The sequence below is a fragment of the Egicoccus halophilus genome (genome assembly GCF_004300825.1).
Classification (GTDB): Bacteria; Actinomycetota; Nitriliruptoria; order Nitriliruptorales; family Nitriliruptoraceae; genus Egicoccus; species Egicoccus halophilus.
In genome coordinates, this window is the sequence record NZ_CP036250.1 from 2,066,481 (window position 1) to 2,090,254 (window position 23,774).

Annotated in this window: 20 protein-coding genes and 1 pseudogene; 9 read left to right on the forward strand and 12 right to left on the reverse strand. The window is 72.9% G+C overall.

The window, feature by feature from the left end; translation table 11 throughout:
• Positions 1–127: 127 nt before the first annotated feature.
• Positions 128–1,420: a polysaccharide deacetylase family protein gene (locus ELR47_RS09205; RefSeq protein WP_130649633.1), complete on the reverse strand. Its 1,293-nt coding sequence runs from the start codon at positions 1,418–1,420 to the stop codon at positions 128–130.
• Positions 1,421–1,832: 412 nt separating this feature from the next.
• On the opposite strand from ELR47_RS09205, the gene ELR47_RS09210 reads away from it, so the two are divergent.
• Positions 1,833–3,536, forward strand: coding sequence for an S-layer homology domain-containing protein (locus ELR47_RS09210; RefSeq protein ID WP_130649634.1), 1,704 nt, complete (start codon positions 1,833–1,835; stop codon positions 3,534–3,536).
• 41 nt (positions 3,537–3,577) lie between these two features.
• A complete protein-coding gene (locus ELR47_RS18665; protein WP_205745166.1) occupies positions 3,578–4,042 on the forward strand; it encodes a hypothetical protein in 465 nt (154 codons plus the stop codon).
• Between the two features lie 27 nt (positions 4,043–4,069).
• On the opposite strand, the gene ELR47_RS09220 is transcribed toward ELR47_RS18665, so the two are convergent.
• Together ELR47_RS09220 and ELR47_RS18315 are read right to left on the reverse strand one after the other, a co-directional pair.
• Entirely contained in the window at positions 4,070–4,714 is a 645-nt protein-coding gene (locus tag ELR47_RS09220) for a hypothetical protein (protein ID WP_130649635.1), read from the reverse strand.
• Positions 4,715–4,792: 78 nt separating this feature from the next.
• Positions 4,793–5,152 (reverse strand): PASTA domain-containing protein, encoded by a 360-nt coding sequence (locus ELR47_RS18315; protein WP_165403969.1) that lies wholly within the window; start codon positions 5,150–5,152, stop codon positions 4,793–4,795.
• 317 nt (positions 5,153–5,469) lie between these two features.
• Between ELR47_RS18315 and ELR47_RS09230 the strand changes: the two genes are divergently transcribed.
• A complete protein-coding gene (locus ELR47_RS09230) occupies positions 5,470–6,909 on the forward strand; it encodes a lipase maturation factor family protein (RefSeq protein ID WP_205745167.1) in 1,440 nt (479 codons plus the stop codon).
• A 77-nt stretch (positions 6,910–6,986) separates the two neighbouring features.
• On the opposite strand, the gene ELR47_RS09235 is transcribed toward ELR47_RS09230, so the two are convergent.
• The 3 genes from ELR47_RS09235 to ELR47_RS09245 form a co-directional block, all read right to left on the reverse strand.
• Entirely contained in the window at positions 6,987–7,403 is a 417-nt protein-coding gene (locus tag ELR47_RS09235) for a hypothetical protein (RefSeq protein WP_130649638.1), read from the reverse strand.
• A gap of 125 nt (positions 7,404–7,528) precedes the next feature.
• Positions 7,529–7,996 carry a pyridoxamine 5'-phosphate oxidase family protein gene (locus tag ELR47_RS09240; protein ID WP_130649639.1) on the reverse strand — a complete coding sequence of 156 codons (468 nt, stop codon included), beginning with the start codon at positions 7,994–7,996 and terminating at the stop codon, positions 7,529–7,531.
• Between the two features lie 58 nt (positions 7,997–8,054).
• On the reverse strand, positions 8,055–8,660 hold the full coding sequence (locus tag ELR47_RS09245; protein WP_188584373.1) for a DNA-3-methyladenine glycosylase I: 606 nt from the start codon (positions 8,658–8,660) through the stop codon (positions 8,055–8,057).
• A 422-nt stretch (positions 8,661–9,082) separates the two neighbouring features.
• Here ELR47_RS09245 and rpsA point away from each other — a divergent pair.
• The 5 genes and pseudogenes from rpsA to uvrB form a co-directional block, all read left to right on the forward strand.
• A pseudogene (gene rpsA, locus ELR47_RS09250) lies at positions 9,083–10,246 on the forward strand (30S ribosomal protein S1); the annotation flags it as partial.
• 264 nt (positions 10,247–10,510) lie between these two features.
• The gene (gene coaE / locus ELR47_RS09255; RefSeq protein WP_130649640.1) at positions 10,511–11,134 is read left to right on the forward strand and encodes a dephospho-CoA kinase; all 624 of its coding nucleotides are present in this window, start codon (positions 10,511–10,513) and stop codon (positions 11,132–11,134) included.
• A gap of 208 nt (positions 11,135–11,342) precedes the next feature.
• On the forward strand, positions 11,343–12,062 hold the full coding sequence (locus ELR47_RS09260; protein ID WP_165403970.1) for a GAF and ANTAR domain-containing protein: 720 nt from the start codon (positions 11,343–11,345) through the stop codon (positions 12,060–12,062).
• A 295-nt stretch (positions 12,063–12,357) separates the two neighbouring features.
• A complete protein-coding gene (locus ELR47_RS09265; protein ID WP_130649642.1) occupies positions 12,358–13,515 on the forward strand; it encodes a hypothetical protein in 1,158 nt (385 codons plus the stop codon).
• A gap of 42 nt (positions 13,516–13,557) precedes the next feature.
• Complete coding sequence (uvrB, locus tag ELR47_RS09270) at positions 13,558–15,642, forward strand: excinuclease ABC subunit UvrB (protein ID WP_130649643.1); 2,085 nt, start codon at positions 13,558–13,560, stop codon at positions 15,640–15,642.
• Between the two features lie 27 nt (positions 15,643–15,669).
• On the opposite strand, the gene fni is transcribed toward uvrB, so the two are convergent.
• The 6 genes from fni to ELR47_RS09305 are packed head-to-tail and all read right to left on the reverse strand — an operon-like array spanning position 15,670 to position 23,358.
• A complete protein-coding gene (gene fni / locus ELR47_RS09275; RefSeq protein ID WP_130649644.1) occupies positions 15,670–16,716 on the reverse strand; it encodes a type 2 isopentenyl-diphosphate Delta-isomerase in 1,047 nt (348 codons plus the stop codon).
• Positions 16,709–18,202: a phytoene desaturase family protein gene (locus ELR47_RS09280; RefSeq protein WP_130649645.1), complete on the reverse strand. Its 1,494-nt coding sequence runs from the start codon at positions 18,200–18,202 to the stop codon at positions 16,709–16,711. The genes fni and ELR47_RS09280 overlap by 8 nt, the downstream gene beginning before the upstream one ends.
• Positions 18,199–20,505 carry a cytochrome P450 gene (locus ELR47_RS18670; protein ID WP_205745169.1) on the reverse strand — a complete coding sequence of 769 codons (2,307 nt, stop codon included), beginning with the start codon at positions 20,503–20,505 and terminating at the stop codon, positions 18,199–18,201. The genes ELR47_RS09280 and ELR47_RS18670 overlap by 4 nt, the downstream gene beginning before the upstream one ends.
• Positions 20,493–21,218, reverse strand: a complete 726-nt coding sequence (locus ELR47_RS09295; protein ID WP_130649646.1) for a lycopene cyclase domain-containing protein — start codon at positions 21,216–21,218, stop codon at positions 20,493–20,495. The genes ELR47_RS18670 and ELR47_RS09295 overlap by 13 nt, the downstream gene beginning before the upstream one ends.
• Positions 21,215–22,126 (reverse strand): phytoene/squalene synthase family protein, encoded by a 912-nt coding sequence (locus ELR47_RS09300; protein ID WP_130649647.1) that lies wholly within the window; start codon positions 22,124–22,126, stop codon positions 21,215–21,217. Before ELR47_RS09300 ends, ELR47_RS09295 begins: the two co-directional genes overlap by 4 nt.
• Positions 22,123–23,358, reverse strand: coding sequence for a polyprenyl synthetase family protein (locus tag ELR47_RS09305; RefSeq protein ID WP_130649648.1), 1,236 nt, complete (start codon positions 23,356–23,358; stop codon positions 22,123–22,125). The genes ELR47_RS09300 and ELR47_RS09305 overlap by 4 nt, the downstream gene beginning before the upstream one ends.
• On the opposite strand from ELR47_RS09305, the gene ELR47_RS09310 reads away from it, so the two are divergent.
• On the forward strand, positions 23,351–23,752 hold the full coding sequence (locus ELR47_RS09310; RefSeq protein WP_130649649.1) for a hypothetical protein: 402 nt from the start codon (positions 23,351–23,353) through the stop codon (positions 23,750–23,752). The two genes, ELR47_RS09305 and ELR47_RS09310, sit on opposite strands and share 8 nt — an antisense overlap.
• Positions 23,753–23,774: the final 22 nt, after the last annotated feature.

Sequence of the window (23,774 nt, forward strand, 5' to 3'; positions counted from 1 at the left end):
TTGTTTCGTCGAGGCTTCCGGAGACCACCCTCACCGTTACGCGACGGCCGCTTCGCTGGAGACCGGCGATTGGCCGGTCGAACTCCGACCGGTGCGCGGTTCACCATGCGCGGGGTGGGTCTTGACGTCAGCGGCGCAGGACGCCGCGGTCGAGGAACGAGGCCATCTGGTCGCGGCGGACCGGGTCGGCGGGGCAGTACCGGGGTGGCTGCTCGTCACAACCGGCGGCGATCCCCGCGGCGGTCAGCGCGTCGATCGACGCGGCGTGGGTGGCCGTTCGCCCCACGTCCACGTAGTCGGCGGGCTCGGCGTCCTCCAGGGAGAGGCCGCGGTCGAGGAACGTCGCCATCTGCGCGCGATTCACCGGTTCGTCGGGGCAGTAGCGTGACCCGTCGCCGCAGCCGGCGGTGATCCCGGCGCCGGCGACGGCGTCGATCGCGTCGGCATGGGCCGCGCCGGCGCCGACGTCCTCGAAACCCGACGGTGCGGCGCTCGGCAGGTCGAGGGCGCGGGCGAGGAAGGACGCCATCTGGGCCCGGGTGACCGACTCGTCGGTGCAGAAGCGCGGGCCCTCGGCGTGGCACCCGGCCGTCACGCCGGCGTCGGCGAGGCGCTCGATGGCCGCGGTGTGGACGCTGGCCCCGCTGTCGACGAATGCCAGCGGTGCGAGGTCACCGTGTTCGTCGAGCACGGTGAAGCAGTAGCCGCGATCCCGGGCACCGTCGACGACGTCGGGCAGTGCCCGCACCGTCTCGGGCGTGTTGCTCGACCCGTCGTGGAACAGCAGCACGTCGCCGGGCGCCAGGTCGCCGAGGACGCGGCGGACGATCTGTTCGGCCGACGACTCCCAGTCGCGCGAGTCGAGGTCCCACAGCAGCGGCCGGTAGCCCGTCGACTCGATCACGGCGCGTACCCGCGCGTCGGTCGCGCCGAACGGCGGGCGCAGCAGGGGGAGCGGCTCCACGCCCGCCTCCCGGATCGCGTGGTCGGCCGCCTCGATCGTCGATCGGATCTGCTCGTCGGGGTGTTCGGTCAGTCGTTCGTGGCCGTAGGTGTGATTGGCGACCCGGTGTCCCTCCCGGTCGACCCGACGCAGCAACCCGGGTCGGTCCTCGACCTTGGCACCCTCCACGAAGAAGGTGGCGCGTACGCCGTGCTCGGCGAGGGCATCGAGGACGTCGCCGGTGTGGACGTCGGGGCCGTCGTCGAACGTCATCGCGAGGTGCCCCGTCGGGCAGCTCTCCGTCGGGGCCGGGGCAACGGCCTCGCTGGCGACGTCGGGCGTGCCGTCACGGGCGATCGGTTCGTCGTTGCCGACCGCGAGGGCCGGTGCCGTACCCGCGAGGGACGCCGTCGCCAGTGCGAGCACCCCGGCCACGGCACCGAGCGCGGCGATGGCGGTGCGCGGCGCCCGTACCACCCGGCTCGGGGGATGCGGTCGGGTTCGAGCTCGAGGCGGTGACGACAGCGGGATGTCCCGTCCTTTCCACGGCGGCGGGAACAGTGTGGCGGCCGGCCGGTGCGGCTCGCCCGGACGCCGACTCGACCAGCCGGACAGGGCACGTACGTCTTCCGTCGTCGATCGGTTCCCGACGTCGGACGGGCGCGCACTTCCGCGCGGTCGTCGACCTCGGTGCTTGTGCACCCGGGGGAGGCGGCCGTCCTCAAGGACGAGCGCGCGACACCGACCCGCCGCACGTGCAGACCCACGTGGTGGTCGAGTCGAGGTCGGTCGCCCGGGCACGACGACCCGGGAGCCGCGCGCCATCGAGTGCGGTCGCCGACCGAGACCGGCACCGCGACGCCGACACCCGCGACGTGATGGGAATCCGATGCGTATCCGCAAGCGCCAGGCTGCCGTGCTGACCACGGTGCTGGCCGCCATGACCGTGACGCCGGTCGCGCCGTCGTTCGCGACCGAGGTCGCGCCGCCCGAGACGGTCGTCGACACCCTGGAGGACCTGCCCGAGGCCCCGGGGTCGGCCGCCACCGAGGCCGACGAGTCCTACACCGGCACGGTCGAGTCCGAGCTCGCGTTCACCATGATCGGGTTCACGCTGCCCGAAGGCGCCGAGTACGCCCGGGTGCGCACCCGGGACCTCGACGGCACGTGGGGGGCGTGGACCGAGCTCGACCGCCAGGTCGCCGGCCTGGACGGCCCCGACCCGGACACCGCCGAGGCGGCGGGTGCCGCGACCAACGTGACCGAACCACTGTGGGTGGGGGACGCGGACGCGTTCCAGGTCGCCGTCGACGGCGAGCTCGCCGAACTCGAGGCGAACGTCCTCGACACCGACGGGCTCAACGAGGGTCGGATCGCCAAGCTGGCCCGGCACGTCAAGCCGCGCGCCGTCGCCGCGCCGGCGGAGGCCGCGGCCTCCCGTCCGACGATCGTCAGCCGGGCCCAGTGGGGCGCCAACGAGTCGCTGCGCCGCGGTTCACCGTCGTACGCCTCGCGGGCGACCTTCGGCGTGATCCACCACACCGCCGGGACCAACAACTACACCAGGGATCAGTCGCCGTCGATCATGCGCGGCATCCTGTCGTACCACACCCAGACCCAGAAGTGGTCCGACATCGGCTACAACATCGTGGTCGACAAGTACGGTCAGGTCTTCGAGGGTCGCGCCGGCGGGCTCGACCGCGCCGTCATCGGCAGCCACGCCGCCGGGTTCAACACCGGGTCGTTCGGTGTGGCCGTGCTGGGCAACTACGACACCGTCGACCTGCCCTCCGCGGCCCAGGATGCGGTCGCCCGCGTCGTCGCCTGGAAGTACGGCGTGCACGGCATCAACGCGGCCGCCTCGCGCACCACGGTCGCCAACGGTCGCACCATCAACGTGCTGGCGATGCACCGCGACGTCGGCTCGACCGCCTGCCCCGGCAGGTTCTTCGCCGCGAAGATGGGTGCGATCCGGACCCGCGTGGCACAGCTGGCCGGCACGAGCAGCACCCCGGCCCCGGCCCCCGCGCCGGCCCCCGCGCCGGCCCCCGCGCCGGTCCCCGCGCCGGCCCCCACGCCGGCCCCCGTGGCCCGCTTCGCCGACGTGCCCCGCACGCATGCCCACCACACCGGCGTGGAGTTCGTCGCGCAGCAGCGGATCACCAACGGGTGCACCTCGACGCAGTACTGCCCGGGCGCCAACGTGACCCGGGAGCAGATGGCCAGCTTCCTGCAGCGTGCCTTCACGTTCCCGACCACCTCCCGGCAGCCGTACACCGACGTCAGCGGCACGCATGCCGCCGCGGTCGCGGCCACCTCGACCGCCGGGGTGACGGCTGCCTGTGCTCCGGGCCGTTACTGCCCGAGCCGCGCCGTGACACGCGGGGAGATGGCCGACATGCTCGCCAGGGCCCTCGATCTCCCCAACTCGTCGAACGCCTTCAGCGACGCCCGCAATCACCAGTACGCCGGGGCGATCGGTGCCGTGAGCAAGGCCGGCATCACCACGGGCCGTGCCGACGGGACCTTCGGTCCCAACGACCCGGTGACTCGCGCGCAGATGGCCACGTTCCTCCAGCGCGCCCTGCGCTGACGTCCCGACACCCGCCTGTACCGAACCGAGGAGTTGCACCGGTGACACCGTCGAAGAAGACCCTGCTCGCCGCGGTGACCGCCGCGCTGGTCACCACCGGCACCGTGTCGGCGTTCGCGGTGTCGTCCGTGGAGGACGACACCGCGCCGGTCGGCGCCCCCAGCGTGGAATCGGGCGTGGAGTCGTCGGGTCCGCTGGAGCCGGACGATGTCCTTCCGGCACCAGCACCGGCGCCCGCTCCGGCCGAGCGCCCCACGGCCGAGGAGCCGACCGATGCGCCGGCGCCCGTCCCGGTCGACGCGCCGGCGCCGGCACCCGGGCCGGCGGCCGGGGTGGCCGAGCCGGAACTGGAGGTCGACGAGGACGGGTGTGTCACCGACCTCACCACCGGTCTCGTGATCGCGTGCGCCGACGAGGCGGAGGGGCCGGACGAGGGCAGCGAGGAGTACTGCCTGATCGACCCGACCGCAGCGGCATGCCTTCCGGAGGTCACCACGGGCCGGTGACCGGCGCCACCACGTCGGCTGAGCGTGTCAGCGGACCGCGCAGGTGCAGGTGTCGGTGTTCCGCGCCGGCGCCTGCTGCAACAGGGCGAGGCCGGCGCGGGCGCCGAAGACGGCCAGGGCGGTGATGCCGGCCACCTCGAGCGTGGTCTCCACCACGTTGTTCAGCCACGGATGACCGCTGCGGTCGACCACGGCGGACGCGGCGAAGAGGGCGATGGCGATCGGTGCCGCCCAGGCGTCGGGGCGGGCGCGCACGACCTCGGCATAGCGCACGACGACGGCGACCGCGACCGCCCCCATCGCCGTGAAGGTGATCGCCTCGGGGACCCCAGCGATGTTGCCGAGCACCGCCTCGTGTCCCTGGAACTTGTCGTCGAGCACGAGGACGGCCATCCCGAGGCCGAGGACGCCGACGAACTCCGTGTTGCGATCCCGGCGCCCCCGCAGGGCCCAGGCCGCGGTCAGGCACCCACCGGCCGCCATGGCGAGCACGGTCGTGCGCAGCAACGTGACCGCCCCGAGGTAGAACGGCGCGTCGAGGACCGCGGCCGGGTCTCCCATGAGGACGCCGACCTCGATGCCGCGCCAGAGGTGCGCGAGTCCGACACCGCCCATGACGAACGCCGTGCATGCCGCCGCGATGCCGAGTGTCCGGCCGCTTCCCCGTGCCACCATCGCTCCGTCACCCCTCGATCGTTGCCGTCGGGTCGACGGCGCCGAGGCACCTCGTGTTCGCGGCCCGCCGGGCGGTCAGTCGCGGGGTTCGCCGGCGATCCGCAGCGTGACCCGCTGGCCGTCCTGGATCTGGCGCCCGGCCGCCGGCTCGCTGCGGTAGACCAGATCGGGATCCATCTCCGCGGTCCGCACGATGCCGGTGGTCACCACGAAGCCCGACTCCTCGAGTTGGGCGACGGCCTCGTCCGCGGGCATGCCGACCACGTCCGGCATCGTCGACGACTCGGCTTCGGCCTCCGGTTCGGCACCGGCTTCCTCACCGACGACCGCATCGGCGTCGCCGGCCGCGGAGGTGTCCCCACCGCCCGCGCATCCGGTGGCGAAGGCGACCGCAGCCAGCAGCGTGGCCAGTCCTGCTCGTGTCGTGAACTTCACGTTCGTGTACCCCCAACGGCTCCCGGTGACTCCCGACCACGAGCGTAGGGACCGCGGACTCGCTGGGTCCGCATTGGCGGTATCACGCGCGGAAGGTGCCCATTCGGACAATGTCCGCCCCTGGCCCGCCCGTGTCCGACGACGTTCGGACGCCACCACCCGCCAGCACCACCCGCCAGCACCACGCGCCGACGCCGCGACTCGCCGCCACGACTCGCCGCCACGACTCGCCGCCGGGACTCCCGAGTCGGCCGACACGGACGGTGGTCGGTGTCCTGCCCGGACCATGGTGCTCCCCGGCGGCGAGGATGGCGGGTATGGAGTGGATGTCCGCCGACGGCTACCTGCTCGCCCGTGAACTGTTCCAACGTGGCGTCGGGGCCGTCTACGCCATCGCCTTCGTGACGGTCGTCCAGCAGTGGCGGCCGCTGCTCGGGGCCGACGGACTGACCCCGGTGCCGGCGTTCGTGGCGCGGGTCCCCTGGCGTCGCAGCCCGAGCCTGTTCCACTGGCGCTACGACGACCGCTTCGCGGCGGTGCTGGCCTGGGTCGGGCTGGGCCTGTCGCTCGCGGTGGTCGCCGGCGTGCCCCAGCGGGCCGGCACGCCAGCGACGGTGGTCGTGTTCGCGCTGCTGTTCCTGCTGTACCTGTCCTTCGTCAACGTCGGCCAGGTCTGGTACGCGTTCGGCTGGGAATCGATCCTCCTCGAGGCCGGCTTCCTCGCGATGCTGCTCGGCGGTCACGACAGCCCCGTGCCGTGGCCGGCGTTGCTGCTGGTGCGCTGGCTGCTGTTCCGCGTCGAGTTCGGGGCCGGACTCATCAAGTGGCGGGGAGATCGGTGCTGGCGTGAGCTCACGTGCCTCGACTACCACCACGAGACCCAGCCGCTGCCCAGCGTGTTCAGCTGGTGGTTCCACCACCTGCCGGCGCCGCTGCACAAGGTCGAGGTGGCCGCCAACCACGTGACCCAGCTCCTGCTGCCGTTCCTGTTGTTCCTGCCCCAGCCGTTCGCCGGCATCGCCGGGGTGGCGGTGCTCGCGACCCAGGGTTGGCTGGTCGTCAGTGGCAACTTCGCCTGGCTGAACCTCGTCACGATGGTGCTGGCGACCGCCGCTCTGCCCGACGCCTGGCTCGGGGGCACCGGCGGGCCCCTGGGCGGCCTGACCCCGGCGGCGACGACGGACGGTGTGCCGGCGTGGTTCGCGGTCGTGGTGCTGCTCGCGTTCGTCGTGCAGGTCGTGCTCAGCCGTCATCCGGTGCGCAACCTGCTCTCCCGCGCGCAGCGCATGAACGCCTCCTACAACCCGCTGCACCTCGTCGGGACCTACGGGGCGTTCGGCAGCATCACCCGCACACGCTTCGAACTCGTCGTCGAGGGAACCCTCGACCTCGACCCGGGCGAGCACAGCGACTGGCGGACCTACGAGTTCCGGGCCAAGCCCACCGACCCCCGCCGTCGTCCCCCACAGGTCGCGCCCTACCACCTGCGTCTGGACTGGCTGCTGTGGTTCGCCGCGATGACCGCGTCCCCGACCCGTCAGCACGCCTGGTTCGCGGGGCTGCTCGAGCGTCTGCTGTCGGGGGACCCGGTGGTGCGGCGCCTGCTGCGCACCGACCCGTTCGACGGGCGAGCCCCCACCGCGGTGCGCGTGCGCCGGGAACGCTTCCGGTTCACCACCCCGGCCGAGCGTCAGGCGACGGGTGCCTGGTGGCACACCGAAGCGGCCGGCGAGGTCACGGGCATCGTGCGGCGTTGAGGATCTGGGGTGTCGTCCCCCGGCGCCGACGCGGCCCGGCGACGAGTCCGCACGACGTTCCGGTGCGTGGGCCCGGGTCAGTCGACGACGGCGCGCGTGGTGGTGTCCCTGGCCGCGTCGAACGCCAGCCCGCCGGCCGCCACGTCGGTCACCGCGATGGCGTACTCGCCGGCGGGGCCGGCCATGCGGAACCGGATGCGTCCCAGAAGGTCGGTGGTGCCGGACACGACGCGCTCGCGCTCGGGGCCGCGCACCCGGGCCTCGACGGCCAGGTCCGAGCACCGTCGGTCCTCGGCGTCGCGCACCTCCACGAGGAACTGCACGCGTCGACGGCCGTCGGCGAGCGGTTCGGGATCGAGCACCCGCAGGGAGAAGACGCGGACGGGCTCGGCGAACAGGCCGGTCTTCGGCAGGGCGTCCGGCTGCCGCTCGAGGGTGAAGGCCGGAACCGGTCGGACGCGGCGGACGGCGGCGCGGAGACGGTCGAGCACCACGGGCGTCGGTCCTTGTCGCAGGCGGGCGGCGGGAACGGTACCCCGGCCCGGTCCCGACGCCGAGCCAGGGTCGGCGACGTGGAGCGCGTCGCCGACCCGGCCAGTGCTCAGGACCCGGCCAGCGCTCAGGTGGTCACGTCGCCCTGCTCGCCCATCGTCCGTCGACCCTCACCGGTGAGTGCGCCGGCCAGTCCCCGCAGGGTTCGCCCGACGCCCGTGCCCGGTCCGTCCCAGTACTCACCCTCGATGACCTCGACCTCGAGGGCGACGACGTCGGGGTCGTCCGGCCCGTCGAACCAGGCCTCGAGGCTCGGGCTCCAGAGCCGGCCGATCAACGCGCGGTCCGAACTCGTGCGCGCGGTACCGGTCAGCGACACGAACGTGGCGTCCTGGGGATCGCTGATGGCCACGGTCATCGGCGTGGGGGTGGCGAGCTCGTCGACCCACTCGGCGCCGCGGTTGGTCAGGAACCACAACCTGACGCCCTCGTGATCGAGGATCGCCATCGGGCGGGCGCGCTGGTCGGGCGTGACCAGCATCGCGATGCGTTCGCCCTCGAGCACCTCGTCGAGCGTGCGCGCGTCGTCGGACATGGGGTCGGTCCTTTGTCGGGAGTTGCGGTCTCAGGCGCCGGGAACGGTTCGCCGGCGCCTACAGCTTCGTGGCACCGCGGCGCCAGCACCCGACCAGATGGTCATCCACCAGTCCCATTGCCTGCTGAAAGGCGTAGACCGTGGTGGGCCCGACGAACCGCCAGCCGCGCTGTTTGAGGTCCCGCGACATCGCGGCCGACTCGGGCGAGCTCGCACGGACGTCCTGACGCGTGCGGGGGACCGGCGGGGCGACGGGTGCGAAGCGCCACACGTAGGCGTCCAGCGATCCCTCCCGTGCCACCAGGTCGTGGTAGGCGCGGGCGTTGGCGACGGTGGCCTCGACCTTGGCGCGGTTGCGCACGATGCCGGGGTCGGTCAGGAGCCGGTCCACGTCGTCGGCGCCGAGAGCCGCGACGGCGGCCGGGTCGAAGCCGGCGAAGACCTCCCGGAACCGCGGGCGCTTGCGCAGGATCGTCAACCACGACAGACCGGCCTGGAACCCCTCGAGGCACAGCTTCTCGAACAGTCGGACGTCGTCGTGCACCTCGACGCCCCACTCGCGGTCGTGGTAGTCGCGGTAGGTCGCGTCCCCGTCGCACCACCAGCAGCGGGCGAGGCCGTCGGCCCCGACGACCACGCCGGGATCCGCCCGCGCACCCGGAATCGCCGTCAGGTCCCCGTCCGTCACGTCCCCGTCGGCCGCCACCGTCGGATCCTCCGTCGTCGTCCTCCTCGTCGTGGTCGTGCCGCACCGCGACGCAGGACGGTGACGCTAGGTGACGGCCACGCCCGCAGGGGTCCGCGAGGTGGGCACGCCGGCCGCCAGGGGCGCGTGCGATTGACACCGGCCCGGCCGACTGCGACCCTCACCGGTCATCCGCCGCACGAGCGCGCCTTCGGCGTGCCCGTGTGCCGGTCGGACGCCGACCGGCACCGCGACGGAGCCGGCGTCCGCACCCCGTGCTGGCGCCCCTTCCCCTTCACCATCACCGACGACGAAGAGACCCGACCCCGATGTCCGACGCCCCCCAGACCCCCGACGCCTCCCAGACCCCCGGTGCTGCCTCGCCCGACGCCTTCGTCGTGATGCAGGACCCGGGCAACACCATGACGTCCACCGGTGACGTCATCGTGGACAACGACCTGTCCGACGAGGACTTCGAAGCCGCGCTCGAGGGCACCGTCGGCGCCGTCGAAGAGGGCAAGATCATCGAGGGCGTCGTCGTCAAGGTCGACCCCGACGAGGTCCTGCTCGACATCGGCTGGAAGTCCGAGGGCGTGATCCCCTCGCGTGAGCTGTCGATCAAGCTCGACGTCGACCCCAACGAGGTCGTGCAGGTCGGTGACGTCGTCGAGGCGCTCGTCATGCGCTCCGAGGACGAGGAGGGCCGCCTGGTCCTGTCCAAGAAGCGCGCCCAGTACGAGCGCGCCTGGGGCACGATCGAGCGGATCTACAACGAGGACCGCACGGTCCAGGGGACCGTCATCGAGGTGGTCAAGGGTGGCCTCATCCTCGACATCGGGCTGCGTGGCTTCCTGCCCGCCTCGTTGGTCGAGATGCGCCGCGTGCGCGACCTCGCGCCCTACGTCGGTGAGCAGCTCGAGTGCAAGATCATCGAGCTCGACAAGAACCGCAACAACGTCGTCCTCTCGCGCCGCAAGTTCCTCGAGGAGACGCAGAGCGAGTTCCGCAACGAGTTCCTGACCTCCCTGCAGAAGGGCGAGGTCCGCGCCGGTGTGGTCTCCAGCATCGTCAACTTCGGTGCGTTCGTGGACCTCGGCGGCGTCGACGGTCTCGTCCACGTCTCCGAGCTGTCGTGGAAGCACATCGACCACCCGTCCGAGGTCGTGGAGGTCGGCGACGAGGTCGAGGTCGAGGTGCTCGACGTGGACCTCGACCGCGAGCGCGTCTCGCTGTCGCTGAAGGCCACGCAGGAGGACCCGTGGCAGAAGTTCGCCCGCGAGCACGCGGTCGGCGAGGTCGTCGAGGGCGAGGTCACCAAGCTGGTGCCCTTCGGTTCCTTCGTCAAGGTCGCCGACGGCATCGAGGGCCTGGTCCACATCTCGGAGCTCGCCGACCGGCACGTCGAGGTGCCCGAGGCCGTGGTCAACGTCGGTGACCAGATCGAGGTCAAGGTCATCGACATCGACACCGTGCGTCGCCGCATCAGCCTGTCGCTCAAGCAGGCGCAGGCCCCCGATGCGGCCGAGGTCGAGCAGGACCCGTACGACGCCGGCCCCGCGGTCTCCACGGCGTACTCGTCCGGTGGGGACGACGCTCCCGCGGGTGGCACGTTGGCAGCCGCGTTCGCGCAGGCCGGCTTCAACCGCGGTGCCGCGCCGACGCCCGAGGAGATGGCACTCGCCGAGGCAGAGCTCCCGGAGGAGGTCGCCGACGAGACCACCGACGAGACCACCGACGAGACGACCGACGAGGCGTGAGCCACCGGTGATGATCCCTCCGCACGCCCCGGCTCCGGCCGGGGCGTGCGGCGTTCCCGACACGAGGCGACGATGTACCTGGTGGGACTGACCGGCGGGATCGGCAGCGGCAAGTCGACCGTCGCCCGACGCCTGACCGAGCTGGGCGTCCCGGTGATCGACGCCGACCGCGTGGCCCGGGAGATCGTCGAGCCGGGCGAGCCGGCCCTGGACGCCCTCGTCGAGCACTTCGGACCGCAGATCCTGCGCGACGACGGCGGGCTGGACCGGTCGGGGCTCGCCGCGGTCGTGTTCGCCGACGACGAGGCCCGACACGCCCTCGACCGGCTGATGCACCCGCGCATCGCGGCCCGTATCGCGGAGCGGATCGCGGCGCTGGTCGCAGGGGTCGAGGGCGGGGTGCCCCCGTTGGTGGTCGTCGACCACCCGTTGCTGATCGAGACCGGGCAACAGGGCCGCTTCGACGCGGTGGTGGTCGTGGTGGCGCCCGAGGAACTGCGCGTGCGTCGCCTCGTCGAGCAGCGGGGCCTCGAGGAAGCGGACGCCCGGGCCCGCATCGCGGTGCAGTGTTCCGACGCCGACCGCCACCGGGTCGCCAGTCACGTGGTCGACAACCGCGGTGGCGTGGAGCAGTTGGTGGCGGCCACGGACCGGTTGCACGAGGAGTTGCTGGCGGACGCCGCCGAGCACCATTGATCCTCGCGTGAGCGGGTAATCTTCGTCCCGGCGCGATCGGGTGCGCGACGTCCCGGCGCGATCGGGTGCGCGACGTCTCGTCGCGGACGTTGCTGGCTGCGGGGCTCGACGACACCGGCGGACGGTGCCGGCGGGGACGCCGTGTGGATCGAGGCTGCTGGTGGTCGAGGGGTTGCGTGTCGCGGCATCGCCGGTCGAGGACGGTGAGGTGGATCGTGCCTACCTCGCCACGCTGGAGGAGTTGACCGGGCTGCTCGTGGAGGAGGCCACGCTCGAGGGCCTGCTGAGCCAGGTGCTCGAGCTCACGGCCCGTGCGGTCGCGACCTCGGCCGCCGTGAGCGTCACGGTGGTGGACGAGCACGGTCGTTACCGGACCGCGGCGCGCAGCAGCGAGGACGCCGAGTTGGTCGACGTCGTGCAGTACGAGCTGGTGCAGGGTCCGTGCGTCGAGGCCCTGGAGCGGGGTGAGGAACGCTACGTCGCCGACTTCGGGACGAACGAGCGTTGGCCCGAGGTCGCCGAGCGGGCCCGGCAACTCGGGTTCGGTTGCGTCCTGGCGGTGCCGTTGAGCGTGAACGGGGTCGTCATCGGCGCGCTGAACGTGTTCGGCGCCTCCGTCGACGGGTTGTCGACCGCCGACCGGGAGCTCGTCCGGCGCATCGCGGCGCCGGCCGCCAGCACGCTGGCCAACGCCCGTGCCTTCCTCCGGGTCCATCGCCTCGCCGAGCAGTTGCAGGAGGCGCTCGCCAGCCGGGTGGTCATCGAACAGGCCAAGGGCGTGCTGATGGCGAGGGAGGGCTGCGACGCCGACACCGCGTTCGAACTGCTCCGGCGGACCTCGCAGGACGCCAATCGGCGCCTGCGGGAGGTGGCCCGGGCGATCGTGGTGCGCCACGAGGCAGCCGCGCGCGGACGTGACGGCGGCTGAGCCGCCCACCGCGGGTGCCGGCCCCCGTCCCGGCGCAGACGCCGCTCCGGCGGTGGGCGTCCTCGTTTCCCTTCACGCCGCGCCGCGCCGCGCGCCGACCGAACGGCATCTCACCACCAGGCGTGACGCCGGTTGACACGACCGTTGCGTGGTGCCAGGGTCGTCCGAGAGGTTGAGAACACCAGCCGCCGGGTCGTCCCCGAGGCTGGTGTTCGTGCATGTGGGGAGTTCGCCACTCCGGTCCGGCGGGAAGGTCGGACCGGTGTTCCGGAGGCGACGATCGCGGGTCGGACTGGTGCTCGACGGTTCCGCGGGCGCACGGGCGCGGGCCGCGGCGATCGTGCCCTGCCTGCGCTCGCAGGTCTCGGTGCTGGAGACGAGCGCGGCGGCCCGCGGCGGCCCGGGCGCCGGCGACGGCGTGTCCCGGTCGCGGGACGCCGGACACGCGACCGGGGAGGTCGTGGCCTGGGCGGGCGAGCACGGGTTCGACCTGATCCACGTCGACGGCGGTGACGAGCTGCTGCTGCGGCTCGCCGGCCGGGGGTTCCGGGTCTCGACCGTCCACCGGCACGGTCGTCGTAGCGACGCGCGGCGGTTGGTGGACGAACTGGCGCACGGGCTGCTCGCCCCCTACCCATCCCGGTTGGCACCGCGCCGTGTTCCCCGACCGGTCCGGGAGCGGGTGGCCTTCACCGGCTGGCTGCCGGCCACCCGCCTCGCGGGGTCACTCGCCGGTGCCGCGGTCCGGGACCGGCCGCGGACGGTGCTCGTGCTCGCCGGACACCGCGGACTGGGTCCGGCGGTGGAGGAGCTCGGGGCCGCAGCGGCAGCCACCCCGGACTGGCGTTGGGTGGTCGCCGGCGCGCCGACGGGCAGCCTGGACGGCATCGGCGGGGTCGAGGACCTCGGTCCGGTCCCCGACGTCTCGCCCTGGCTCGCCAGCGCCGACGCCGCGGTGGCGGGCGCGTCGCTCAGCGGCGTGGCGACGGTGGTCGCCGCCGGGGTGCCGCTGTTGGCGGTGCCCCGCGCCGACCGGGCCGGCGTCGAGGAGGAGTTCGTCGCGCTGCTGGGGGCTGTCGGCACCGCGGTCCCGTTGCACCGCTGGCCGGGCGCCGAACGGTGGCCGCAACTGCTGGCCGGCGCGGCCGACCTGTCGGTCGGCACCCGTGGACCGGCCGACGCTGCCAGCGCGCCGTACCGGGCGGCCGCGACACTCGACGGCTGGGCGGAGGACGAAACGTCCGACGCCGTCGCCGCAGCGCTCCGCGATCGGCTCGAGACCTGGCTCGCGGCCGCCGACAGGGCCGACGCCGACACGGCCGACGCCGACCTGACCGACCCCGACGTGGCCGACGTCGACCTGACCGACCCCGACGTGGCCGACGTCGACCTGGCCGAGGCCGGCACCGGGGGCGGGGACGTTTCCGCGCACGGACCGGCGTCGGGACGCTGACGCGGCCCGGGACGGTCCGGGTCACCGGGGTACCCTCGCGACATGTCCGAGACCGCCACGCCGTTCGCCGCCCGCCGCCGAGACCTCGAGGAACGCCGGACCGGTGACGGCCGCTTCCGGGTGGTCAGCGAGTTCTCCCCGTCCGGGGACCAGCCGCGGGCCATCGAGGAGATCGCCGAGGCGTTCACCGCCGGCGAGCGGGCCGTGACCCTGCTCGGCGCGACCGGGACCGGCAAGACGTTCACCGCCGCGAAGGTGCTCGAGCAGTTGCAGCGGCCGTGCCTGGTGATGGCACCGAACAAGACCCTGGCGGCCCAGCTGGCGAACGAGTTCCGCGACTTCCTGCCCGACAACGCGGTCGAGTACTTCGTCAGCTACTACGACTACTACCAGCCGGAGGCCTACATCGCCTCCAGCGACACCTACATCGAGAAGGACTCGTCGATCAACGACGAGATCGACCGGCTCCGCCACCGGGCGACGATGGCGCTGCTCTCCCGGCGCGACGTGGTCGTGGTCGCGTCCGTGTCGTGCATCTACGGGCTCGGCTCACCGCACGAGTACGAGGACCATGTGCTGTGGTTGCGTTCGGGCGAGGAGAGCGGCCTCGACGCCTCCATGCGCAAGCTGGTGGACCTGCAGTACGCCCGGAACGACCTCAACCTCGTCCGCGGCACGTTCCGGGTCCGCGGGGACACCCTCGAGGTGTTCCCCGCCGACGACGAGCGCGCGATCCGGGTCGAGTTCTTCGGCGACGAGATCGACCGCATCGTGCGGGTGGACCCGCTCACCGGGGAGGTGTCCCGGCCGGTCGAGCAGGCGGCGATCTTCCCGGCCTCCCACTACGTCTCCTCGCCCGAGGCGCTGCAGCGGGCGCTGGGATCGATCGAGGCCGAACGCGACGGGCGGCTCGCGGAGCTGGAGTCGCAGGGCAAGCTCCTCGAGGCGCAGCGCCTGCGCATGCGGACCAACTACGACCTCGAGATGATCCGCGAGGTCGGGTTCTGCAACGGCATCGAGAACTACTCGCGGCACTTCGACGGCCGCGCCCCCGGCACGGCGCCGTACACGCTGCTGGACTACTTCCCTGACGACTTCGTGGTGTTCCTCGACGAGTCGCACGTCACGGTGCCGCAGATCGGCGGGATGTACGAGGGGGACCGCTCCCGCAAGGAGGCCCTGGTCGACCACGGCTTCCGCCTGCCTTCGGCTTTCGACAACCGGCCGCTGACGTTCGACGAGTACCTCGAGCGCATCGGGCAGCGGCTGTTCATCTCGGCCACCCCGGGCGCCTACGAGCGCCGGGAGTCCGACACCGTCGCCGAGCAGATCATCCGCCCGACCGGCCTGGTCGACCCGAAGGTGGTCGTCAAGCCGACCACCGGCCAGATCGACGACCTGATGGAGCAGATCCGCCAGCGCACGGCGCGCGATCAGCGGGTGCTGGTCACCACGTTGACCAAGAAGATGGCGGAGGACCTGACCGACTACCTGCTCGAGAACGGCGTGCGGGTCCGCTACCTGCACTCCGACATCAACACCGTCGAACGGGTGGAGATCCTGCGCAGTCTGCGGCTCGGGGAGTTCGACGTGCTGGTCGGCATCAACCTGTTGCGGGAGGGTTTGGACCTGCCCGAGGTGTCGCTGGTCGCGATCCTCGACGCGGACAAGGAGGGCTTCCTGCGCTCGGAGACCTCGCTCGTCCAGACCATCGGACGTGCGGCCCGCAACGTCGACGGGCAGGTCGTGATGTACGCCGATCAGGTCACCGAGGCCATGCGGCGCGCGTTGGACGAGACCGAGCGCCGGCGCGAGAAGCAGTTGGCCTACAACGCCGAACACGGCATCGACCCGCAGACGGTGCGCAAGCGTGTCGGCGACATCATCGCCGCGGTCCGGGCGGAGGAGCAGGGCGAGGACTACCGCGCCGACGAGGCACCCAGCACGCGGGAGCTCGTCGACGTGTCCGAGGTCCCCCAGGAGGACCTGCGTGCCCTCATCCAGCGCCTCGAGGAGGAGATGCACGAAGCCGCCGCCGAGTTGCGCTTCGAGTTCGCGGCGCGGTTGCGCGACGAGCTGTCCGACCTGAAGCGGGAACTGGCGGGCATGGAAGCCGCGAACGTCTGAGCCCCGTCGCGCCGCGGGCGTGCCGGCTCACTCGCCTCGACCGGCCCGCGCGCCGAGGGGCTGGTCGGCGAGCCCCATCGCGCGCAGCGAGGCGACGTCACCGGCACCGGCGACGAACAGCGCGGTGCGCAGCTCGTCGACGAAGGCGCGGATCCACGCGACCACCGCGTCGGGTCCCTCGAGCGCCGGGGCCAACAGCGGCCGGGCGACGGCGACGGCCGAGGCACCGAGCAGCAGCGCCCGGGCCGCGTCGGTACCCGAGCGCACCCCACCCGAGGCGATGCGCGGCACGTCGGGCAGTTCGCTGGCGACCTCGACCAACGCGCGTGCGGTGGGGACACCGAGCTCGGCGACGTCGGGCTGGACGACCCGCCCGTGGCGGACGAACTGCTCGACCCGGGCCCAGCTGGTCCCACCGGCGCCGGCGACGTCCACCGCGCCGAGCGGCAGGCCGCGCAAGGCCCGCGCCGCACGCCGGCCGATGCCGTGGCCGACCTCCTTGACCACCACCGGGACGTCGAGGGCGTCCACCACCTCGGCGATCCGGTCGCGCCCACCACGGAAGTCGACGTCACCGCCCTGCACCGCCTCCTGGAGCGGGTTGCAGTGGATCGCCAACGCGTCGGCGCCGACCTCCGCCACGGCTCGTCGGGCCTGTGCCGGCCCGTACCCGGCCACGAACTGGGCCAGTCCGAGGTTGCCGACCAGCAGCGCGTCGGGAGCGAGGTCGCGGACCTCGAAACTCGCCCGGGCCTCAGGTCGCTCGAGCATGACCCGTTGTGAGCCGAGCATCAGCCCGACGCCGCAGCGTCGTGCCGCCTCGGCCAGTGCGCGGTTGATGCGTCCACCCCGCTGCTCGCCGCCGGTCATCGCGCCGATCAGGAACGGGGCCTGCAGCCGTCGTCCCAGCAGCGTCACCGACAGGTCGATCCGTCCCCGGTCGAGGTCGGGCAGCGCCACGTAGGGCACCTCGACGTCCTCCAGCCCGGTCGTGCGGGTCCGGAAGTCGACGTCCTCGGTCAGGCACACCTCGAGGTGGCGACGCTTGCGTGCGACGATGCCCGGGTCAGGCACGTGCGGGAGCTCCGCGTCGCGCCGGCGGGTGCTCGTCGACGATGCGCTCGGTGACCAGCCGGGCCGAGAGCATGACCATCGGCACGCCGGCGCCGGGGTGGGTCGAGGATCCCACGTAGTACAGGTCGCGCAGGTGCGGGTCCTTGTTGTGGGGACGCAGGTAACCCACCTGCGAGACCGAGTGCGACAACCCGAAGGTCGCGCCCCGGGCGAGCGAGAACTGCTCGGCCCAGCGCGGGGGATCGATCACCTCCTCGAACTGGATGCGTTCGCGCAGGGTGACGCCCTTGGCCTCGAGGTCGTGCAGGACGAACTCCCGGACGCGGTCGCGCTCGTGTGCCCAGTCGATCGGTGCGTCCGAGTTGCTGTGGGGCACGAGCACGTAGACGATGTGGTGCCCGTCGGGCGCCAGGGAGGGGTCGGCCAGCGTCGGCACGTGGACGTAGTAGGACGGGCGCTCGTGCACCTTGCCGGCGAAGACGTCCCGGAAGTTGCCCTCGTAGTCGTCGCCGAACATGATGTTGTGCGCCTCGAGGTTCCCGACGTCGCCCTGCACGGCCCAGTAGAAGTTCATCGCCGAGGGGCCGTAGCGCAGCCGCTTGCCGGGCAGCGGGTGGCGCGGCTCGCGGTCGAGCAGCCGCTGCTGCGCCCAGGGCCAGTCGGCGTTGACCAGGGTGAGGTCGGCCTCGAGGTCGCCGTCGGCGAACGACAGTCCGGCGGCCCGGCCGTCGCGCTGCAGCACACCGGTGGCGGGATGGTCGCAGACGATCTCCACGCCGAGGTCCTCGCACAGCCGGACGAGGCCCTCGACCACGCCGTACATGCCGCCGTCGGCGAAGTGCACGCCTTCGACGGTGTCGTTGTAGGGCAGCAGCGCGTAGATCGCCGGCGCGGTGAACGGGTTCATGCCGATGTACATCGCGTTGAACGTGAACAGCTGACGCAGGCGCGGGTCGCGGAAGTGGCGGCCGACGAGCTTGTGCATCGGTTCGTAGACGCGCAGGGACACGAACTGCGGCAGGTTCGACACCCCGAACATCTCCCGCATCGAGCGGAAGTTGCGCTCGACGAAGTGCTCCCGCGCACCGCGGTAGAGCTGATCGCCGATCTCGGCGAAGTCGTCGAAGCGCGCGCCGGCGCCGGGCTCGATGTGCTCGAGCTCCGCGCGCAGTTCGGCCCGGTCGACCTTGGCGTCCATGCGGGTGCCGTCGGCGAAGAACACCCGGTAGGCGGGGTCGAGACGGCGGATCGAGACGTAGTCGGCCGGGTCGGCGCCGACGTCGGCGAAGGTGCCCTCGACGATGTCGCGCATGAGCAGGATGCTCGGGCCGGTGTCGATGCGGAACCCGCCGCGCTCGATGAGATTGCTGCGTCCTCCCGGACGCGGCAGCCGCTCGTGGACCTGGACCTGGTAGCCGGCGTGGGCGAGACGGGCGGCGGCGGACAGGCCGCCGATCCCGGCGCCGAGGACGAGTGCACGAGTCACGGTCGGTCGCTTTCGTTCGAGCGCGGTCCGCCGGCGGCGGGATCGCGGTGCAGTCGCAGGGGACCACGGGGGGCGATGGTGACCGCGGCGGTCGGGGAGGGGTCGCCGTCGACGGCCCGCAGCGGGCGCTGCAGGACCACGTCGAGCGCCTCGTCCAGCATCAGCCGCGCCAGGTGGGTACCGAGGCAGGTTCGTTGCCCGGCACTGAAGGGGATGTAGGTCCAGGCCCGGAATCCGGCGTCGAAGCGACGCGGATCGAACGTGTCCGGGTCACGCCACAACTCGGGACGGCGGTGGGTCAGCATCGGGCTGTAGAACACCAACGTCCCGACCGGGAGGCGCACCCCCTCGAACTCGGTGGCGCGGGCGACGCGGCGGGAGCCGATGAACCCGGGCGGATGCAGGCGCAGGACCTCGTCGACGGCCTGGCGTCGCCGCTCGGCCGGCTGCCACGCCGGATGGGCGGCCAGGTACCACAGCGCCCACGCCAGCGTGTGGGCCGAGGTGTCGAACCCGGCGGCGAGGCCGACCCGCAACTCCTCCACGGCGCCGGGGACCGTCGCCAGCGCCGCAGCCAGGTCGTCGGCCTGCGGGTCGTGCTCGCGTCGGCGCAGCTGGGCCGCCAGCTCCCGCCGCACCGCCCGGCGTGGACCGGGGCGGGGGACCAGCGCGGCCGGCATGCCCTGTTCGAGTGGGTGCAGGTACGCGGCGAGCAGGTCGTCGGGGAAGCTGCCGGAGAACAGTGCGGCGTTGAGCATCGCCGGCACGGCCTGCAACGACCACGCCAGCCCGTCGAACGACGTCGGCGGGTCGAGTGCCTCGACGGCCCCGCGGACGCGCGCGCGCAACCGTTCGACGTCGCGGAAGCGGGGCTCGAGCACCTGCCGCCGTGGCCGGTGCACCGGCGCGTCGGTGACGATGATTCCGCCGGCGAGGTGGGGGATGAGCGCCGCCATGCTCCGACGGGCGACGAACGTCTCGCCGTCGCGCAGCACGAAGCGGTTCCAGGCCGGTGAGGTCCCGACGACGGCCGCCTTGCGTGGCAGCCGCAGCTCGAACAGCGGGCCGAGCTCGCTGCCCTCCTCGAGCAGCGCGAGCGGTTCGGTGCCCCAGCGGCCGAGATGGCCGTGGACGGGATGGCCGGCGGGGGACGGCAGTCCGGTCCCGTCCGAGGGGGTGAGCGGGCTGTCCGGGTGTCGATCCAGGACCGGGGTGTCGTCGAGCGTCCCGCCGACGTGGATGTCCCGTCCCTTCCAGCGTTGCCGGCGGCGCAGCGCTCCGGCCGCGACGGGCAGGCCGGCCACAGGGAGCAGCGGGGCGAGCAGCGCCTCGGCCGGGTGGCGCGTGGTGGTGGCCGCGACCAGCGCACGCTGCGCGACGCCCAGCGCCAGTGGCAGGCGCCACGCCCGCGACCGCGGTGCCAGCAACGCCGGCAGGGTGTAGGCGGCCAGGTGCCAGGCGATGTCCGCGACCAGGAGCGACCGTCTGCCGGCGTGGGCGGTCAGCAGGTTCTTGCCGAAGCCGGCCATCACCTCGCGGTAGCCGCGGTACATGCGGGTGTGCACGGTTCCGTCGCCGAGTGCCAGCGCCACCTCGTTGCCCTGGCGGCGCGCGAGCCGGCCGAAGGCGACGTCCTCGACGATGCGCCCGCGCACCGATTCCCAACCGCCGATGGCGTCGTAGATCTCGCGATGGATCGCGATGGCCTGGCCGTTCGCGGCGACCGCCAGCGGCGACACCTGCGCGTGCAGCAGCGGATAGGGCAGTCCGGACAGCAGCACTTCGTCGATCACGGGCACCGTCAACCGCTCACCCCAGGTCCGGGTGTCCTGGGAGGGGAAGATCGAGCCGACCCGGGACTCCTGTGCCTCGAGCTCGTCGAGGAAGCCGGCCAGCGCTCCCGGCTCCCAGTGCACGTCCGCGTCGGTGAACACCAGCCACTCACCGCTGGCGGCCTCGGCGAGCTGGTGCAGCGCCCACGCCTTGCCGAGCCAACCCGGAGGCAGCTCGCGCCCGGCCAGCACCTGCACCCCGGCGACGGCGGCGGCGACCTCGGCCGTGCCGTCCTCGGAGCCGTCGTCGAGGACGAGCACCTCGCCGGCACCCTGCGCGGCCAGCAACGGGAGCGTGTGCGGCAGGGTCGCGGCCTCGTCGCGGGCCGGCACGAGCACCGACACCCGGGAGAGGTCCGCCCGCTCGCTCGGTCGCAACCGGGGGAAGGTGCGCCAGTTGACGACGTTGACGGCCACGCGCACCGCCAGGAAGCCGGTGACGGCGTGCCGCAGCCCGTTCATCGCACCCATTCGAGCACCTTCGTGCGCACGGAGGCGAACAGGAGCATCCCCTGCACGACCACCAGGTTCGTGACGAGGAAGAAGAGCGCCTCCTCGAGTGGCAGGGGCCCGAGTGCGATGCCGGTGGTGAAGCGCTCGCTGATCGACCAGATGCCGTTCGCGATCGCGAAGCCGTCGGCGAACCACAGGTACACCGTCGGGACGACCCAGGCCGGCCACAGCTGCCGGAGACGGTCGGCGAGCCAGCGGCCGCCGAACCACCACTGCAGGGCCAGTGGCGGCCCGATCCAGGCCAGGATGAGCCCGAGGTACCGGGTCGGCTCGGGAACGACGAGTGCTGCCGAGGCCAGGATCCCGACGCCCCAGGCGAGCACCGTCACGCGGCTCGCGCGCTCGGTCGGCGGGGGCGGCGCCAGCAGTTCGGCACGCTGCATCAGCAGGATCGTCCAGCCGCCGGTCAACAGCGTCTGCAGCCCGAAGAACAGGTACTCCTCGACGGGGACGTACCAGATGGTGCCGAGCACGCGACCGTCGCCGTACCCCCACACCTCGCTGGCGACGAGGTAGTTGTCCCAGGGAGTGGTCCACACGTAGGCGATGACGACGAGCGTGGCGAGGCCGGCGCCCAGCCAGGGCCGCTGCCGCAGTGCACGGGTCACCGGCACGGCCAGCAGTACGAGCAGGGGCAGCAGGAAGACGAGGTGGAACTGCAGGTAGGTCACCGCGCGGCTCCGGCGCGCGACCCGAGCAGGGTCGGCGAACGACCGGTGGCGGAGGCGTCGGGCCGCCCGGCACGCGCCAGGGTGCGGGCACTGCCGAGCAGGCGGGCCCGTCGGGCGCCGGGGACCGAGGCGCGGCGGCGCAGGTTGTCCCAGCGGCTCGCACGCAACTCGTCGAGGATGCCGCGGTACTGGACGGCGGCGTACGCGACGGCGGTGCGGTGGGCGGTGAGGTGGCCGAGACCGGCCAGGCCGATCTCGTAGCGACGCTCGGCCTCGTGAGCGAGATGCTCCATGAGTCGCAGGTAGCCGGTGTCGCGCACGTCGTTCCTCAGGTGGTCGAGCGTGACACCGTAGGCGGTGAGCAGTTCGGCGGGCAGATACACCCGGTCGCGTGCGAGGTCCTCGCCGACGTCGCGCAGACAGTTGGTGAGCTGCATCGCCCGACCGAGCTGGTCGGCGGCGTGTTCGGCCTCCGGACCGGCGGCACCGCAGATCGGCGCGACCATGAGCCCGACCGCTCCGGCGACGCGGTAGCAGTAGGTGTCGAGTTCCGCGAGCGTCGGAACCCGCACGGGACCGAGGTCCGAGCGGAAGCCGTCGGCCAGCGCGTGGAAGGCCGGCCGCGGCACCGGATAGCGGCGGACCGCCCACGCCAGCGCCCGCTCCCACGGTGCCACCGGTCGTCCGAGGTAGGCCTGCTCGACGCGTGTCTGCCAGGCGGCGACGGCCTCCTGCGGTCGCGCGCTGAGGTCCGCCGCGTCGTCGCCGATACGGCAGGCCGCGTACACCGCCCGGGTGGCGCGGCGGCGCTCACCGCTCATCAGACAGGTGCCGAGCCAGAAGGTCGTCGAGTGCTGCCGGATGACGGCGGTGACCTCCGGCCAGACCGTGTTCGAGGGCCGGCTCATACGGCCACCGTCGCGGCCTCGGGGACCGGGACCGTCCCTGACGCGACCACCCCGGACGACCGGGTGTCCGACGCGCCGGCACCGGACGGCACGGCCGCCGAGGCGGTGCCGGACGGGACGAGGGAGCGCGCCAGCTCGCGCAACCCGTGTCGGGCCCCGCCGTCGGGTAGCACGGCGAGATGGTCGTCGGCCCGCGCGAGGAGGCGGTCGACGGTCGCCTCCGCACGTTCCAGTGCCCCCGACGTCCGCACGATGTCGATGGCCTCCTCGACCACGTCCGCGGGATGCGGAGGTGGCGCGGCCAGCACCCTACGCAGGTGCCGGCCGGCGTGCCCTTCCACGGCATCGAGCACCGGCCAGGTGTAGACGCCGAGGCGAAGGTCGTTCCCGACGGGTTTGCCCGTGTCGTCCGCGGTCGCGGTCAGGTCCAGCAGGTCGTCGGCCAGCTGGAAGGCCACGCCGAGCGTGCGGCCCCACGCCTCGGCAGCCTGTCGTCGCACGGATGTGGCGTCCGCGACGGCCGCGCCGACGTGCGCCGCGGCGGCCAGCAGGGAGGCCGTCTTGCCGTCGACGACGTCGAGGTAGGCGGCGACGCCGCCGTCGAGACGGCCCAACAGCAACGTCTCGTGCCGCTCGCCCTCGACCAGGCGACGATAGGTACCGGCGAGCACGCCCGGGGTCTCGCTGCCGGCGGCCGCGGCCGACGCGAACGCGAGCGCCGTGAGCCGGTCCCCGGCCAGGACGGCCAGCCGCTCACCCCACGTGGCGTTCACGCTGGGAACGCCACGCCGGGTGCTGGCGGCATCGATCACGTCGTCGTGGTAGAGCGTGGACAGGTGCAGCAGTTCACAGGCCATGGCGGCGTCGAGGAGCCGCTCCGGAGGGGTCGGCGACACCGACGCACCGACCAGCAGGGTCACCAGCGGCCGGAACCGCTTGCCTCCCGCAGCCAGCAGGTGATGACCGGTGCGGTCCGCCAGGGCCACGGGAGAGCTCACGGCGGTCGCGAGACCGTCCTCGACCTCCTGCAGCCTGCTGGTCAACCAGTGCCGCAGGGGGGCGTCGATGTGTGCGATGGCGTCCACGCGGCTCTTCCCGACGGCGATCGTTGCATCGTGCAGACATTCGGTGCCCGCCCGCCCGTGGATTGACGGCCGATCGACCGGGCCCGGAGCGCCCGGGGCGGACACCGCTAGGCTTCGCGCGCCGAGCAGGAGGTCACCGGTGGACATCCTCACCACGATCCACCAGTTCGCGGGCTACGTGATCGCGCTCGTCGTGCTCGCTTCGGCGACGGCCGCTTTCGGGCGCGCCCACGACGCCCGCGAGTTCACCGCCGGCCCCTACGTGGCCGCCGCCGTCCTGCTCGACGTGCAGGTCACGCTCGGGCTGGTGATCTACGGCGTGGGTGGCTACTGGGACCATGCCTCGCCGCTGCTGCGCTACGTGCACCCGCTGCTGGCCGTGCTGGCGTTGGTCGCCGCGCACGTGGGCGTGCGACGGGGACGTGCGCAGCGGATGGCCGCCGAGGCCCATCAGGCGGCGGGTCGCGGGCTGCTCGTGGCGCTCGTGCTCGTCTTCGGTGCCGTCATGGCCTCCACGGTCGGTGTCCGCGGCCTGATCTGACCCCCTGCGGCCGGTGGGGACA

Excerpts from the sequence above, each read along its gene's own strand:
- ELR47_RS09300 (WP_130649647.1), bottom strand. The coding sequence starts at position 22,126 with ATGAGCCGGCCCTCGAACACGGTCTGGCCGGAGGTCACCGCCGTCATC.
- coaE (WP_130649640.1), top strand. The coding sequence starts at position 10,511 with ATGTACCTGGTGGGACTGACCGGCGGGATCGGCAGCGGCAAGTCGACC.
- ELR47_RS18670 (WP_205745169.1), bottom strand. The coding sequence starts at position 20,505 with ATGGGTGCGATGAACGGGCTGCGGCACGCCGTCACCGGCTTCCTGGCG.
- uvrB (WP_130649643.1), top strand. The coding sequence starts at position 13,558 with ATGTCCGAGACCGCCACGCCGTTCGCCGCCCGCCGCCGAGACCTCGAG.
- ELR47_RS09305 (WP_130649648.1), bottom strand. The coding sequence starts at position 23,358 with ATGTCCACCGGTGACCTCCTGCTCGGCGCGCGAAGCCTAGCGGTGTCC.
- ELR47_RS09240 (WP_130649639.1), bottom strand. The coding sequence starts at position 7,996 with ATGTCCGACGACGCGCGCACGCTCGACGAGGTGCTCGAGGGCGAACGC.
- ELR47_RS09230 (WP_205745167.1), top strand. The coding sequence starts at position 5,470 with ATGGAGTGGATGTCCGCCGACGGCTACCTGCTCGCCCGTGAACTGTTC.
- ELR47_RS09210 (WP_130649634.1), top strand. The coding sequence starts at position 1,833 with ATGCGTATCCGCAAGCGCCAGGCTGCCGTGCTGACCACGGTGCTGGCC.